Source organism: Marinobacter sp. RI1 (assembly GCF_041155085.1).
In the GTDB taxonomy this organism is placed as follows: Bacteria; Pseudomonadota; Gammaproteobacteria; order Pseudomonadales; family Oleiphilaceae; genus Marinobacter; species Marinobacter nauticus.
In genome coordinates this window covers 1,977,932-1,992,649 of sequence record NZ_AP031605.1, presented here as the reverse complement: position 1 = coordinate 1,992,649, position 14,718 = coordinate 1,977,932, and the positions used below count along the sequence as shown (strand labels likewise).

General features: G+C 54.9%; 12 protein-coding genes. 3 read left to right on the top strand and 9 right to left on the bottom strand.

Annotated elements, in window-relative coordinates:
• Positions 1–24 precede the first annotated feature (24 nt).
• Positions 25–825 carry a mannosyl-3-phosphoglycerate phosphatase gene (locus ACAM27_RS08915; RefSeq protein ID WP_114434279.1) on the bottom strand — a complete coding sequence of 267 codons (801 nt, stop codon included), beginning with the start codon at positions 823–825 and terminating at the stop codon, positions 25–27.
• An 80-nt stretch (positions 826–905) separates the two neighbouring features.
• On the opposite strand from ACAM27_RS08915, the gene ACAM27_RS08910 reads away from it, so the two are divergent.
• Positions 906–2,360 carry a YdiU family protein gene (locus ACAM27_RS08910; protein WP_369611808.1) on the top strand — a complete coding sequence of 485 codons (1,455 nt, stop codon included), beginning with the start codon at positions 906–908 and terminating at the stop codon, positions 2,358–2,360.
• A gap of 7 nt (positions 2,361–2,367) precedes the next feature.
• Here ACAM27_RS08910 and ACAM27_RS08905 read toward each other — a convergent pair whose 3' ends face one another.
• Both ACAM27_RS08905 and ACAM27_RS08900 read right to left on the bottom strand, forming a co-directional pair.
• The gene (locus ACAM27_RS08905) at positions 2,368–3,687 is read right to left on the bottom strand and encodes an MFS transporter (protein ID WP_023008999.1); all 1,320 of its coding nucleotides are present in this window, start codon (positions 3,685–3,687) and stop codon (positions 2,368–2,370) included.
• Positions 3,688–3,777: 90 nt separating this feature from the next.
• Positions 3,778–4,260 carry a YajQ family cyclic di-GMP-binding protein gene (locus ACAM27_RS08900; protein ID WP_011786031.1) on the bottom strand — a complete coding sequence of 161 codons (483 nt, stop codon included), beginning with the start codon at positions 4,258–4,260 and terminating at the stop codon, positions 3,778–3,780.
• Positions 4,261–4,394: 134 nt separating this feature from the next.
• Between ACAM27_RS08900 and ACAM27_RS08895 the strand changes: the two genes are divergently transcribed.
• The gene (locus tag ACAM27_RS08895; RefSeq protein WP_222179132.1) at positions 4,395–5,366 is read left to right on the top strand and encodes a response regulator; all 972 of its coding nucleotides are present in this window, start codon (positions 4,395–4,397) and stop codon (positions 5,364–5,366) included.
• A 226-nt stretch (positions 5,367–5,592) separates the two neighbouring features.
• On the opposite strand, the gene ACAM27_RS08890 is transcribed toward ACAM27_RS08895, so the two are convergent.
• The 6 genes from ACAM27_RS08890 to ACAM27_RS08865 form a co-directional block, all read right to left on the bottom strand.
• Positions 5,593–6,606 carry an AraC family transcriptional regulator gene (locus tag ACAM27_RS08890; protein WP_369611807.1) on the bottom strand — a complete coding sequence of 338 codons (1,014 nt, stop codon included), beginning with the start codon at positions 6,604–6,606 and terminating at the stop codon, positions 5,593–5,595.
• Positions 6,607–6,696: 90 nt separating this feature from the next.
• Positions 6,697–7,908 (bottom strand): argininosuccinate synthase, encoded by a 1,212-nt coding sequence (locus tag ACAM27_RS08885; RefSeq protein WP_369611806.1) that lies wholly within the window; start codon positions 7,906–7,908, stop codon positions 6,697–6,699.
• Between the two features lie 133 nt (positions 7,909–8,041).
• Complete coding sequence (gene fliS, locus ACAM27_RS08880; RefSeq protein ID WP_369611805.1) at positions 8,042–8,446, bottom strand: flagellar export chaperone FliS; 405 nt, start codon at positions 8,444–8,446, stop codon at positions 8,042–8,044.
• 36 nt (positions 8,447–8,482) lie between these two features.
• Positions 8,483–10,462: a flagellar filament capping protein FliD gene (gene fliD, locus ACAM27_RS08875; RefSeq protein ID WP_369611804.1), complete on the bottom strand. Its 1,980-nt coding sequence runs from the start codon at positions 10,460–10,462 to the stop codon at positions 8,483–8,485.
• Positions 10,463–10,684: 222 nt separating this feature from the next.
• The gene (locus ACAM27_RS08870) at positions 10,685–11,116 is read right to left on the bottom strand and encodes a flagellar protein FlaG (protein WP_369611803.1); all 432 of its coding nucleotides are present in this window, start codon (positions 11,114–11,116) and stop codon (positions 10,685–10,687) included.
• Positions 11,117–11,186: 70 nt separating this feature from the next.
• On the bottom strand, positions 11,187–12,671 hold the full coding sequence (locus tag ACAM27_RS08865) for a flagellin (protein WP_369611802.1): 1,485 nt from the start codon (positions 12,669–12,671) through the stop codon (positions 11,187–11,189).
• A gap of 384 nt (positions 12,672–13,055) precedes the next feature.
• On the opposite strand from ACAM27_RS08865, the gene ACAM27_RS08860 reads away from it, so the two are divergent.
• Complete coding sequence (locus ACAM27_RS08860) at positions 13,056–14,579, top strand: flagellin (protein WP_369611801.1); 1,524 nt, start codon at positions 13,056–13,058, stop codon at positions 14,577–14,579.
• The last annotated feature ends 139 nt before the right edge of the window (positions 14,580–14,718 follow it).

The window sequence follows — 14,718 nt, the reverse complement described above, 5'->3', positions numbered from 1 at the left end:
ATGCTTTTGGCCACGCCTGGCGGCCTAGTAGCCGTACTCGAAAAGAAGATTGAGTACGCATTCGTTCCAACCCTCCGGGCCGGGCTTCAGGGAGCGCATGGGGTGCTTCTGCGATGGCAACTGGACCTGATCGCTGTTCACCCCGCGAATCACCACCGGGATATCCGCGGCCTCCAGCATGCGCTGGTCGTTCGGGCTGTCGCCCAATGCGATGGTGACTAGCGGCTCGCCCTGATAGTGCTCCCGGTATTGCTCCAGCAAAAAGCGGGCCCCCTCGGCTTTGTCGAAGCGCCCCATGGCGTGCCAGAAGCGGCCCCCCTGCACCAGACGGAGCCCCTCACGCCCCAGTGCCGCACTGAATTGGTCCAGCTCCGGATCACTGCCTTGCCAGATCAGCGGCTCCGTACCCAGGCGCTGCCGGGCCCGAGAGGCCTCCACTTCATCCAGGCCCGCAACCTCCGCCAGTTCCGCATCCGCCATATCCGAAAAGCCCCGAAACTGTGCGCCCGCCCTCCTCTGCACCATAAGCGTGCGAAGGACCTGCTGGTGATCTGCTCCAAAATTCATCACCTGTTCTTCGGTGCGGTCCAGACAGCCCGCCGGGATAACCGCCGCCGCGCCGTTCTCGACGATAAAGGGCGCCCGTATGCCCATCGCGTTTTGCAGATGGCGCATCTCGGCGGCGGTTTTACTGGAGTTAAAAATCAAGGGGATACCGTTAGCGGCCAACTTTGCCATGGCCGGCGATGCGGCCCGCCAGCTGTAGCTGTGATGGTCCAGCAAGGTGCCGTCCAGGTCGGTGAAAACTATCAGGTGTGGTTGCATTTGGTTCACCTGCTCTGCAATCTGTTGTTAGGCTTCAACCCTATACATACGCAGTATTCATACCAAAGCCAGGTCGTTTTATGAGCAACAACAGCTTTCAGGTGGAACATCGCTACCTGGAATTACCGGACAGCTTCTACAGTCGGGTACAGCCATCCCCCCTGTCTGAACCGCGCATGGTCTGCTTTAACCAGGCCCTGGCCAGCGATATGGGATTTCTGGTGCGGGATGAAAATGACTGGGCGGCCATTGGTGCCGGCGCCGAACTTCTGGAGGGGATGGACCCGGTCGCCATGAAGTACACCGGGCATCAGTTCGGCATGTACAACCCGGAACTGGGCGATGGCCGCGGCCTCTTACTCTGGGAAACCGTGGGACCGGACGGTACACGCTGGGACTGGCACCTGAAAGGGGCAGGCACCACGCCCTACTCCCGCTTCGGCGATGGCCGGGCAGTACTCCGGTCAACCATTCGTGAATATCTGTGCAGTGAGGCCATGCATGGCCTGGGAATTCCCACCACCCGGGCGTTGTTCATGATCAGCGCCAAAGACCCGGTGCGCCGGGAATCTATTGAAACCGCCGCCGCTTTGATGCGGGTAGCGAAAAGCCACATCCGGTTTGGCCACTTCGAGTTTGCAGCCCACCATGAAGGGCCGGACGCCCTGAAAACATTGCTAGAACATGTGATTGCCCTGCACTTCCCTCACCTGATCAGCTTGCCGGAGGACCAACGCTACGCCCGCTGGTTTGAGGAAGTGGTGGAACGCACCGCCAGGCTAATCGCGAAATGGCAGGCCGTTGGTTTCTGCCATGGGGTGATGAACAGCGACAATATGTCGATTATAGGTGACACTTTTGACTATGGCCCATTCGCCTTCCTGGACGATTTCGACGCCGGCTTCGTTTGCAATCACTCCGATCACGAAGGCCGCTATGCCTACAATCGCCAGCCCCAGGTAGGCTTTATCAACTGTCAGTACCTGGCCAATGCATTGTTGCCGATCATGGACGAAGATACCGTTCGCCGGGGACTGCGACGCTATGAAACCGCCTACAACGAGCATTTCAAACACCTGATGCTCGCCAAACTGGGGCTGGAAGAAGCGGATGGGGCAGATATGGGCCTGATCATGGGCACCTTCAGCATGCTCCACGAACACCGCGTGGACTACACCCGGTTTTTCCGCGGCCTGTCCAACCTGCATGACCATGGCACTGCGCCGGTTCGTGATCTGTTCGCAGACCGCAGCGTGGCTGACGAGTGGCTGGAACGTTACGAAGCCAGACTACAGAAGGAAACCCGTGGCCACGATGAACGGGAATACGCCATGCGCCGGGTAAACCCGAAGTACATTCTGCGCAACTACCTGGCCCAGCAAGTCATCCTTGAGGCGCAGAACGGCGACTATGAGCCAATGAAGGAACTGCTCAAGGTTCTGGAAAAGCCCTTTGATGAGCAACCCGAGTATGAGAAATACGCTGCCCTGCCACCGGATTGGGGGAAACACCTGAACATCAGCTGCTCTTCCTGAGCGGCCGCTATTTCACCAGGGCATCTTCCTCATGTTTGACTGGCGCCAGCGCATCAAGCCTGGCGCCGTGTCGCATCATAAACAGCACCAGAAGAATCGCAGGCACGCCCATCAATCCCGCAATCAGGAAGAACTCGGCGTAGCCAAAGTTCGCCACCACAATCCCGGAAAAGCCTCCCAGGAACTTGCCCGGCAGCGTCATCAGCGAGCTGAACAAGGCATACTGGGTGGCGGTGAACGAGGCACTGGTCATGCTGGACAGCCAGGCAATCAGCGCCACGTTGGCAATACCGCCACTGAGGTTATCGGCACTCACCACCAAGGCCAGCGCCGCGATATCCGGTGGTTGCTGGGCTAGCAGCACGAATAGAAGATTGGTTGCCGCCGTCATGACCGCACCTGCCAGCAGTATCCGGCGCACGCCATAGCGCACCACCAGCACCCCACCGACCATGGAGCCAACAATGGTCATAAAAAACCCGAACACCTTGGTGACATCGGCCACCTGGGTTTTACTGAAACCCATAAAATCCAGATAGAACGGATTGGCCATCACCCCCATGGCAATATCCGAAATGCGATACACCGCCACCAGCACCAGAATGGCCACCGCCAGCTCCCGATACCGACGGAAGAAGTCCAGAAACGGGCCAGCCACCGCGGCATAGAACCAGCCAGTTAACCTGGCCAGGCGTTCCGGCAGGTGGCTTCGTTTCTCCACCTCTTCCTCAATTCGATGGGCAATGTCCTGCGCAGCCGCAAAATGGTTTACTTCCGGCTCTTTCACGATCAGAACCGTCAGGGCACCCACACCCACCAGCGCTGCCATCACCTGATACGACACTTCCCAGGACCAGAACTCCGCCACATACAGTGCACCGGCGCCAGCCACCAGCAACGCCAGCCGATAACCAAAGATGTATGTGGCCGCTAACGCCGCCTGCAGGCGCTCCTGAGCAATCTCAATGCGATAGGCATCAATGGCCACATCCTGCGTGGCGGAGGAAAAAGCCACCAACAATCCGAACAACGCCAGTGTCTCCGGAGCCGCCAGGGCGTTCGTCTGGGACATCAGGTACAACCCGGTGGCAATGCCCGCCTGGGCCAGCAGAATCCAGCTGCGGCGCTTGCCAAATAAACGGTCCAGCACCGGCAGTTTCAGCCGGTCCACCACCGGCGCCCAGAACACCTTGATGGAATAGGTAATGCCAAGCCAGCTGAAAAAACCGATGGTGGCGGTCTCCACCCCAACGTCTGCCAGGCGGGCATTGAGGGTGGAAAACACCAGCAGAAAGGGCAGCCCCGCCGAGAACCCGAGAAACAACATGGCAATTACTTGCCAGCGGGTGTAGGTGTAGGCGGTATCCCGAATCAGGGCTACAACATTAGGGGGAAGATAAATAAGAGCCTCTCCGAATCAGTCGCGAAAGTTGTTGAACTGCAGCGGGATGTCCAGTTCTGCCTCACGCAACATGGCAATGGCTTCCTGCAGGTCGTCCCGTTTCTTGCCGGTAACCCGTACCTTGTCGCCCTGAATGCTGGCCTGCACTTTCATCTTCTGCTCTTTGATCATCTTCACGATTTTCTTGGCCATGTCCGTTTCAATACCCTGCTTCAGGGTGAAATGCTGCTTCACCAGCTTGCCCGCTTTGCTTTCACCATCTTCGGACAGGGCGCGGGTGTCGATGTTGCGCTTGGCAAAGGCCATTCGCATCATGTCCACCAATTGCTCCAGCTGGAACTCCTGCTCGGCGCTCAGCGTCAGGCGCTTGTCTTCCAGTTCGATGTCCGCCTCAACATTCTTGAAATCCCAGCGGTTACCCAGTTCACGCTTGGCCTGGTCCACCGCGTTGGTAACTTCGTGCATTTCGATTTCTGAAACAATGTCAAAAGAAGGCATAGTCGTTATTCTCCAAAGGCCACGGAGGGGTATACTGTGGCGACAATTTGATTACGGATGTTCGAAACCGCCAAGAATACCAAGAGCTGTGGCGAACCGCATCTGACAATGGACTGGTAAGAAGTAGACAAACAATGCCAAACCTCGATCTTCCCATTCTCGTAGTAGACGACGCCAAATTCAGCAGTATGGTGGTGGGCCGTACGCTGCGAAATGCCGGTTACCGCGACATACGCATCGCCAACAACGCACCGGCCGCTCTGAAACTCATGGAACAACGCCCGGTCAGCGTACTGATTGCAGACTGGCTGATGCCCGAAATGGACGGCCTGCAGCTGACCGACCAGGTGCGCCAGCAAGACGAGCAGAACAACCACTACACCTATGTGATTCTGCTCACCGCCCGCGAGAGTGTGGAAGCCCTGTCGGAAGCTTTCGACCGGGGTGTGGACGACTTCATCTACAAATCAGACATGACCAAGCAGCTCATCCCCCGTATCTTTGCGGCAGACCGCATGGCAGACCGGCAGAACACCCTGCTGCGCGCCAACGCTCTGCTGGTGGAGAACAACCGGGAACTGGAATCCAGCAACATCATTGATCTGGAAACCGGCCTGACCAACAACAAATACGCCCGTCAGCGCTTGCAGAAAACCCTGCGCCACGCCGAATCCCGGGGCGGCTCAACCGCCTACGTGATGTGCGGCATCCGCAACTGGCAAGACCTGAAACGCAAACATCCGCCCAGCGTGATGAGCGAACTGTCGATCGGCATCGCCCGGCGCCTGAGCACATTGATTCGCCCGATTGACGCCCTGTGCCGGGTGGGTGACAACCAGTTTGCGATTGTCTCCTACTTCCCCAACAGTGATCACTGCACCACCACCGCGTTCCGGCGCATTTTTGACGGCATCAACCACAAAGCGCTCAAAACCACCGCCGGCTTCATCTCTGTAGAAGCCGGCATGGCCCTTTGCAAAGCCGATGCCCAGGATGGCACCCCCACGGTACAGGATATGGAACGCGCTGCTGTACAGGGCCTTGTGGACGCCTATGAAACCCGCCGGTTCACCGAAACCGCCCCGGAGATACGGGAAGGTGTGTAGCGATCACAAACAGTAACACTGGGACACACTTCACAAACAGACAGGGAAGGCGAACAGGCTTATTCTGAGATTGTGGAATCAAGCAGTATCCACCCATGGCGGAGGAGCCGAGTAGTACCTCCGCCGCCATATGGGTACCGCAAGAGGATTCCGCAGGATTAACGAATTTTTCAGGCACTTTCGTTCTTTCCGAATTTCTTAAGCCAGCTCTCGTAAGCTGGCTTTTTTATTGCCTGCGAAAATCCCCCGGCGTCTTACCCGTCGCAGCCTTGAACTTGCGATGAAACGACGTGGTTTCGCTGTAGCCCAGGCGCAAGGCAATATCCGGAATGCTCATATCGGTATTCCGCAAATAGTCCTCCGCCATCTGCTGGCGCACCTCATCCAGCAACTTCTGGTAAGACACCCCTTCCTGGCTCAGCTTCCGCTGTAAGGTACGGCTGGTCATCCCCAGATCCTCGGCGACCATATCCTGGCGGGTAATGCCATCGGCGAGCTGTTTCTGGATGCTTTGCTTTACCTTGCTGGTCAGATCCGTGTCGGTGTCCAGCAACGCCAACTGAGACAATGCATGGGCTTCCAGGGTTTTTCGCAATAGCGGGTCTGGCTGACGCAGGCGGGTCGCAAGCAGTGACTGCGCAAAGGTGACACTGTCCTCCTCTGCATCAAACTGCACAGGACATTGCCAGCGAAAGGCATAGGCCTTTTCGTGCTCCGGGCCGGGAGAAGGCCGCCTGAGGCGAACTTCCAGCGGCGTGGCGTCCGCGCTGTCTGCCAGCCATCGCGCATAGTTGATCCAGGAGGCAAAGACATTGTCTACCACCTGAGGCCACACCACAGGATCGGTAAAATTGCAGGTCCAGATCAGTGTCGCAGAATCGCCCTTCATCTTGAGGCGGGTAGTGCCCATATCCCCCACCAGCTTCTCATAGGGCGCAATACGGGTAACCGCTTCCCCCAGCGTGGCACAGCTCATGGTGATATAACCCAGCACACTGTAAGAGCCAGGCTGCACATAGTCACCGGTCTCCAATCCCAATACCGGGTTACCGGTATGTTCGGCCAGCAGGTGAATGAACGTCTGCAGCTGCTCGCCATCGATTCGACCCTCATCGGAATCCAGGATCTCCAGCTTCAAGTCCGCCTTTTCAAACAGCGGATCAACCGCGATACCCTTGGCATCGGCGTAGCGAACATACTGCCGCAAAGCGGCGACGGAGGCTGTGCCCAAAGCATTCATGGTGACGACTTTCGTTGTTGGAATTATTTGAAAAGTATAAACAAAAACGCCCGGTTATGAACCGGGCGTTTTCAGGGCATCAACAAACCATCAAAGCTTGCGGCCTTTGCCAGCGGCAATCCGCAGGCGCAGCGCGTTCAGCTTGATAAAGCCTTCCGCATCTTTCTGATCGTACGCACCCTGGTCTTCTTCAAAGGTGGCGATCTTCTCATCAAACAGAGAATCTTCAGACTTACGGCCGACCACGTCCACATTACCCTTGTACAGCTTCAGGCGAACGGTGCCGTTAACGTAGTTCTGGGTCTGGTCGATTAGCGCCTGCAGGGCCTCACGCTCCGGAGACCACCAGTAGCCGTTGTAGATCACCTCGGCATAGCGCGGCATCAGGCTGTCTTTCAGATGTGCCACTTCACGGTCCAGAGTGATGGACTCGATGGCGCGGTGGGCGCGCAGCATGATGGTGCCACCCGGGGTTTCGTAACAGCCGCGGGACTTCATGCCCACGTAGCGGTTCTCGACGATGTCCAGGCGGCCAATACCGTTTTCACCCGCCAGCTTGTTCAGGGTTTCCAGCACCACGTGGGGCTTCATTTCCTGACCATCAACGGCAACGATGTCGCCCTTCCTGTAGGTGAGCTCCACGTAGGTGGGCTTGTCCGGCGCGGCTTCCGGAGACACACTCCAACGCCACATGTCTTCCTCGGCTTCCGCCCACGGGTCTTCCAGGTTGATGCCTTCGTAGGAGATATGCAGCAGGTTGGCGTCCATGGAGTACGGGCTCTTGCCCTTCTTCATTTCCACCGGGATGTTGCGCTCTTCACAGTACTTGAGCAGCTTCTCGCGGGAGTTCAGATCCCACTCGCGCCAGGGAGCGATCACCTTCACACCCGGCTTCAGGGCATAGGCGCCAAGCTCAAAACGAACCTGGTCGTTACCTTTACCGGTAGCACCGTGAGAGATGGCATCCGCGCCAGTCTCGTTGGCAATGTCGATCAGGCGCTTGGCAATCAGCGGGCGGGCGATAGAGGTACCCAGCAGGTACTCGCCTTCGTAGATGGTGTTGGCGCGGAACATCGGGAACACGTAATCGCGCACAAACTCCTCGCGCAGGTCCTCAATGTAGATCTCCTTAACACCCAGCGCTTCGGCTTTCGCACGCGCCGGCTCCACTTCCTCGCCCTGGCCAATATCGGCGGTAAAGGTTACCACCTCACAGTTATAGGTATCCTGCAACCACCGAACGATGACGGAAGTATCCAGGCCACCGGAATAGGCCAGCACCACCTTTTTAATATCAGACATGCCCTTGCTCCAGACTGAACAGAATGGATGTGTTGAAAAGAAGGGCAACATTGTACGGGATGGCGGGGGGAATGGCTATAAAGCCCCTACCCTGCCAAAGGATAGGGGCGCCATGGGAGGTAATTGTGCGAAGTTAGCCAGCGGCTTGGGATTGCTGGGTTACCACTTCTTCGCGGATGCCGTCCCAGCCTTCTTTGATTGAACGAAGCAGTTCAATCACCTCATCCAGTTTGGCCATATCGTTGCGGGCACTGCCTTCCAGCAAGGTACGCTCCATGTAGTCGTACAAAGCTTCAAGCCGCGCCGCCAGATCACCACCTTTCTCGAAATCGAGGAACGAGCGAAGCCCGCCGATGATTTCGATAGCCTTGTTCAGCAACTGCGCTTTGCCGGCGTAATCCTTGGCCTGCATCTTAGCCTTGGCCATGTTGATGCGCTCAATAGCACCGTTGTACAACAGCTGGATGAGCTTGTGGGGATCGGCATCGGTGATGCTGGTTTGGGTATTAACGCGTTGGTACGCTTGTAAACCGTTCATATCAGACCTCTTCGTTCGCTAACCGGCTAACGCCGATCAGTTATTCCGGTTGTTTTGAGGTGCAAGTGCGGCGAGTTGCTGACTTACATAATCCTGGGTGCTGTTGAGCTGTGCGATCAGAGAATCCGCCGCTGAAAACTGCGCAACAAGACGCTCACGATAAGATTCGATACGAAGATCCAGCCTTGCCCTATCTTCGCTTATTCGTTCCAAATCCTTCTGAAGCCCGTCAGTTTTTGCCTCCAGAGACCCATCCATGCCAACGATGCTTGTTATCAGGTCGACAGTACGCTCCCCAACACCCTGAATAAAGTCGATCTCACCACGGTTTCCGGTCGCCCCCCCGGTTACCTTAATTTGCATGCCCGCGGCACCGACACTCCCCTCAACCCGCAGAGTCTGGCCTTCACCAGTCGCCCTTTGGCCATTTATAGTTCCCGCAACATCTTGTCCTGCAATACCAGAAGACACATCTAGCCCCAAAGTGGCGGCAGAATTGGTATCAACAGAAGTCAAACTTACATTGGATGAGCTACCGAAGGCATCCGAAGTAAATTTAAACGCACCACCGGACGAATCAAATTCGACACTAACAGAACGCCCGGTCGCCGCAAGTGCTGAGCTGTTCTTCAATTTCTCCTGAATTTCAGCAGCAAGACTTTCACGCGTGTACGTGCCAGCATCCAACTGAATGGAAACTGATGTTTCCCCGTCAACCAAAAAGGTTAAATTGTCGTTGTCCGCGTCAACGGTAACGTCTCCTGTACCAACATTCGCTCCAGCTAAAGTACCCTGTGTCGCAAGCTGCGAAATGTTGACACTATAACTGCCAGGCTCAGTATTAACGCCACTGCGAATAAACTGAATCTGTTCATCTGACGCTCGCCCCTGTTCAGCAAACAGAGCGGTTACATCATCGGGGTTAGATTGCAACTTCTCGGTAAACTTGGCTCTGTCGAACTCAAGACCACCCGTTTCGTAATTGGTCGTAATGCCTACGTCTGCTAGGGTGCGAACAGACGCGTCTTCGAGACCTGGCACAACGCGCCCTATAATCTGTCGCATCTGATTCTGAATACCGCGAATAGTGGAGTCCCCAGAGAGTATTCCGCCTTGTCCGGTCTCAGCATTAAAACCCGACAGACCTTTGATAGTTTGTTGCAGAGCGTTGAATTTCTCAACAAACGAACCCACGCGATCGGCAACTTTGCTCAGATCTTGCTCCACTTTAACAGTCGAGGTAACTCCCTCCTCGGATACTTCAAGTGACACGCCGTCTATCAGGTTTTCAATGCTATTGGTGGGGCGGCTTATCGAGATGCCATTCACTTTCACAATGGCATCTTTAGCCTGAACCGTTTCGGTCAGATTATTCGTGGTACCGTCAAACGAAAACTGGGAAAGGCCTGCGGAATCAGAGTTATCACCATCGTCGTCACTGACTGAAATGCTAATGGCATTGTCCAAGCCAGTTTTATCAGATGAGAGAACCAAGCGATAACCACTGCCAGTATCGATGATACCCGCACTGGCACCAACATCTGCCTCATTAATTGCCTGGGCAATTCCCTCTAGCGTATTGTTTGAGTTATCTATAGCGAGGGCAGCCGTTTTACCGCCAACGGAGATAGTAAGTGAGCCGCTTCCGATAGCAGTAGCGTCACGATCATTAAAACTGCCAGAGGCTAAAGACTGCGACTGGGCAAGGCTTTCAACGGTAACCGTGTAGCTACCCGGGCTGGCTTTTGATGAATCAACACTGACACTCACCCCATCATTCGATGAGCTACCTGAAAAAGCCTTCAAATTATCAGGGGAGCTCAACTGCCGCATAGGTAGGCGAAGCTCAGTAATTGCACTTTTCAAAGTGCCATAGGCAGAAATCAGCGCCTCGGTTCGCTGCTGATTAAAGTTCAGGCGCTGCTCGGTCGGCTTGCGTTCTGCAGAGACTAACTGATCAACTAAATCAGAACTCAACACGCCAGACCCGATGCCCAACGATGATATACCTGCCATAATCATGCCTCCTCGAAGGGGCTAATATCTTCACTGTATTCTGTATCGGCCGAAAGCGGCAAAACTTTGCCTCCACAGCACAGAAAAATGTAACAACGCGTTAAACCTAGCTTAGCTCTAAATCATGCTCACCGCAGCCATAACGCAGAACACCGCCGGACCTTCTCAGGTGCGGCGGTGCTGAAATACCGTTGCGATCATCCGCGCAAAAGCGGCAAGCTTTTACACTTTGATATTAAACAACGTCAGCGGTTCGTCCTGCTGCAATTTTTCTGCCAACCTCAAAGCCACTTCATCCGGTATCTGGCGGATGACTTCCTGGGTTTGCTGATCAACCACTTTAACAATGGTCTGGCCCATTTCGTTATCCACTTCAAACTGCAGATCCCGCTGCACATTCTGAACAAAATCGTTCAATTGGCTGACCGCCTGATCCAATTCCTCACGCTGCGCCTCACTAAGCTCCTGCAATCGCTCGGCTTTGGAGAAATCTTTGGCAACGTTCGGTTGAACCTGGGTCGCGCCGGCAGCAGAAGCAGCAAGGTCAGGGGCATTCCGGCCCTCGGCCTGAGATGACGACAGCGCCTTCACCTGAGCCCGGTCACTGGCATTCACCAGCTTCAGGTTCGGATTATTCAGGTTAACGTCATTCATAGCTTTACCTCGCTATCCTCAAACGGCGGAAAACCGGAACCCGAAGGTTCCGGCTGTTACCGCTAGCCCCTTACTGCAGGAGGGACAAAACCTGCTGCGGACGGGCGTTCGCCTGAGCCAGCACAGAGATACCAGCCTGCTGCAGAACCTGGGATTTGGAAAGCTTCGCGGTTTCTGCTGCGAAGTCAGCGTCCAAGATCCGGCTATTGGCCGCGCTGAGGTTTGTTGAAGTGGCCTCCAGGTTAGAGATTGTTGTCTCGAACCGGCTCTGGAGTGCACCAAACTTGGATCTCTGACCGTTCACTGCAGCCAAAGCTGCATCTACGATTTTCAGAGCTTTAGTGGCTCCATCAAAGTCAGTGATATCCAAAGAAGAAACTGATTGCCGAGTTGAGGCCACTGAAGCAGAAGCCAAAACCGCGTTTGCTGTTCCTGTTGCGCTGAACGATTTCTCAGAGTCGAGACTCACTTCACCAGTGATGCCAATGTTGTTATCAGCGGCACCAGCAGCAGCAAGATCACCGTTTCCGAAGCTGACAGTTCCAGCGTTGGTGTTGTTGGTGTCATTATTCTTCAGGAAGATGTCTTCACCTGTCGAATTAGTAAGAACGAGCTGACCACTGTCTTTATCAACAGAAGCCGTTACACCAGTCCGACTGCTAACATCGTTAATGGCCGTCACAGCATTGGCAAGGTTGTCAGCACCAGTTGTGCCACCGATAGTGAAGGACACCCTAGCCGCGTTAGCCGCAGAGTTATCCGAAATAATATCGAAGGTGTACGACCCAGCCCCACCAAAAGTGACCGTACCCTCTGTGATGGCATCTGCAGTGACACCAGTTTTTGATGACGCATCATTGATTTGTGCAGCAACAGTTTTGGCGCTAGACCCGGCAGCTACACTGATAGTGCCACTGGAACCAAGATAACCACTGATGCTCAGCGCTGCGTCTGCTATCCGCACGCCAGTGCCAGCAGTTACATTAGCATCAGTGACGGTTCCAGTGATGTTGGCAGCAGCCGACACACTGGTAACGTTGTTGTTACCATAGTTGTCGGTACGGAAGTTACCAGTTGACGCAGTAATTACCTGGTTGGCATCAGCACCGACCTGAAACTTCGCCGTACCAAAGGTGCCATCCAGCAGGTTTTGGCCGTTAAAGTTGGTAGTAGTTGAGATCCGATCCAATTCGGAGACAAGCTGGTTAACCTCATCCTGCAATGCTTGGCGATCAGACGAAGAGTTACTCGCGTTGGCGGATTGCACTGACAACTCTCGAATGCGCTGAAGGATGTTTCCAGTCTCGCCAAGAGCGCCTTCGGCCGTTTGAGCCAGAGAGATACCATCATTCGCGTTACGGACGGCCTGATTCAGCCCGCGGACTTGAGCATCGAAACGCGAGGAAATTGCCAGACCTGCGGCATCGTCTTTCGCAGAGTTAATCCGCAAACCGGAAGACAAACGCTCCAACGCCTGATTAGACAGCTGCTGAGATTTGTTTAACTGATTCTGAGCAGACAGTGACGCAATGTTAGTGTTGATACCGAGAGCCATTATGCTTCTCCTCCGACAAATGTCGTTATTTCATGGAAAAGGTCTGGCGCTCTTTTTTAATTTGGAAGCGCCGCCCTGTTACTCCACTTAACGGCACCCCACCCCGTTGCTTTAGAAAAAATTCCAGGGATTTTGTAAAGGAATGTAAAACCGGCAATCTTCTTCCGATTGAAACCGCCAAAAACTCGCCGCACACATATTCAACCAAGCCACGAGTCCAAAAATAAATATTTAATAACAACATCTTGGGCACAGAAACAAAAAACTGGCACAGAATTCGCTTGACACAAAGCAAAACGGCAATTTAACGAATTTCCGCCGGCAAGGGCTCCCTTTTTTGCATTGGGCACCCAGTATCCGGCACCTCTGAGCGGGAGAAATGATATGCCTCAGATCATCAACACCAACATTGCGTCGCTGAATGCTCAGCGCAACCTCAATGCATCTCAGAGGGATGCGGATACCACTCTTCAACGGCTGTCATCCGGCCTGCGAATCAATTCTGCCAAAGATGATGCTGCCGGCCTCGCGATCAGCGAACGCTTTTCTTCACAGATTACAGGGTTGAATCAGGCCGTTCGAAATGCCAACGATGGCATTTCTCTGGCGCAGGTTGCCGAAGGCGCACTCAGCGAGTCAGGCTCCATACTGCAACGGATTCGTGAGCTGGCCGTGCAATCTGCCAACGCAACAAACTCGGCGTCTGACCGGCAAGCTCTGCAAGCTGAGGTAAACCAGCTTAAGGAAGAGCTTGAGCGCATCGCCACGACCACCGAGTTCAACGGCCTGAAGCTTCTCGACGGCACCTTCCAGGCTCAGAAATTCCAGGCCGGCGCTAATGAAAACCAAACCATTGCGGTTTCAGTGGACAGCGCCAGAATCAATGACCTGGCAAACAATACCCGATCCGCAGTAAATAGCACCCCAAACTCGGGAACGGGATCTGCGGCAGCGGCCGCCGCCACTCCAGCTGCGGCAAATACTATCGGTGAGCAAACGCTTACCATATCCAGCTCGCTGGACAGCCAGACGGTTCCAATAGCAGCCGGAGATACTGCCGAAGCTATTGCAGAGAACGTCAACAAGGTGGCAGCAACCACCGGCGTTCAAGCCACAGCCAGAACCGAAGCCACCCTGAGCGGCTTCACTGGCAGCGTGCCTCAGACGGTAACACTTACGCTCGATAATGGCGAAAGCTCGGCGACAATCGCTGCTCAGATTACTGATGCAAACGACTTAACGCCTCTTGCCAAAGAAATCAACGCGGCCTCGGGTAAAACTGGCATCACGGCCGAAGTTAATAACGATGGCAGCGTAAAGCTTACTCATCCCAGTGGCAAAGACATAATAATCCAGGATTTCACAGCCACAGCCGGTGACCAAATCACCGTTACGGGAGCAGATACCAACGGTGAGGCGCTGACCAGCGGCGCCGCTGCAACAGACAGCACCAGAGTATCCGGCGAGTTGACTTTCGATGCGTCTGTGAGCTTTGCTCTTCAATCCACAGCAACCCAGGCGGCTCCAGCGGGCGCTAATACTGGCAGCATTTTGGATACAGGGGCGAACACCGCCGTAGGCTCAACACCGGAGAAAGTAGCAGATGTAGACATTAGCACCGTCGCCGGAGCTACCAGTGCCTTGGCAGTAGTTGACGCTGCCTTGGAAAGAATAAGTAGCATCCGGGCAGACTTGGGTGCAGCCCAGAATCGCCTTGAGTCTACCATCGCAAACTTGAGCACCACCTCCGAAAACCTTACCGCGGCGCGTTCCAGAATTCAGGATGCAGACTTCGCAGCGGAATCTGCCAATCTTGCCCGCACACAGGTTCTCCAGCAGGCCGGCCTATCTGTGCTCGCCCAGGCCAATGCACGTCCACAACAGGTATTGCAGCTGCTGCAGGGCTAACCTCAGTAAAATAGATGATCCAGAAACGGCCAGGCTAATCACCTGGCCGTTTTTCATTACTTCCCCACCAAACTGGCACACCTTTCGCAACACCACCCCCAAACCCCGGCAAACCGTCAAAAAACTGCAGACCTTTGCC

Bases quoted from the DNA above. Each gene is read 5' to 3' on its own strand.
- ACAM27_RS08915 (WP_114434279.1), bottom strand. From the start codon at position 825: ATGCAACCACACCTGATAGTTTTCACCGACCTGGACGGCACCTTGCTG.
- ACAM27_RS08910 (WP_369611808.1), top strand. From the start codon at position 906: ATGAGCAACAACAGCTTTCAGGTGGAACATCGCTACCTGGAATTACCG.
- ACAM27_RS08905 (WP_023008999.1), bottom strand. From the start codon at position 3,687: ATGTTGTTTCTCGGGTTCTCGGCGGGGCTGCCCTTTCTGCTGGTGTTT.
- ACAM27_RS08900 (WP_011786031.1), bottom strand. From the start codon at position 4,260: ATGCCTTCTTTTGACATTGTTTCAGAAATCGAAATGCACGAAGTTACC.
- ACAM27_RS08895 (WP_222179132.1), top strand. From the start codon at position 4,395: ATGCCAAACCTCGATCTTCCCATTCTCGTAGTAGACGACGCCAAATTC.
- ACAM27_RS08890 (WP_369611807.1), bottom strand. From the start codon at position 6,606: ATGAATGCTTTGGGCACAGCCTCCGTCGCCGCTTTGCGGCAGTATGTT.
- ACAM27_RS08885 (WP_369611806.1), bottom strand. From the start codon at position 7,908: ATGTCTGATATTAAAAAGGTGGTGCTGGCCTATTCCGGTGGCCTGGAT.
- fliS (WP_369611805.1), bottom strand. From the start codon at position 8,446: ATGAACGGTTTACAAGCGTACCAACGCGTTAATACCCAAACCAGCATC.
- fliD (WP_369611804.1), bottom strand. From the start codon at position 10,462: ATGGCAGGTATATCATCGTTGGGCATCGGGTCTGGCGTGTTGAGTTCT.
- ACAM27_RS08870 (WP_369611803.1), bottom strand. From the start codon at position 11,116: ATGAATGACGTTAACCTGAATAATCCGAACCTGAAGCTGGTGAATGCC.
- ACAM27_RS08865 (WP_369611802.1), bottom strand. From the start codon at position 12,671: ATGGCTCTCGGTATCAACACTAACATTGCGTCACTGTCTGCTCAGAAT.
- ACAM27_RS08860 (WP_369611801.1), top strand. From the start codon at position 13,056: ATGCCTCAGATCATCAACACCAACATTGCGTCGCTGAATGCTCAGCGC.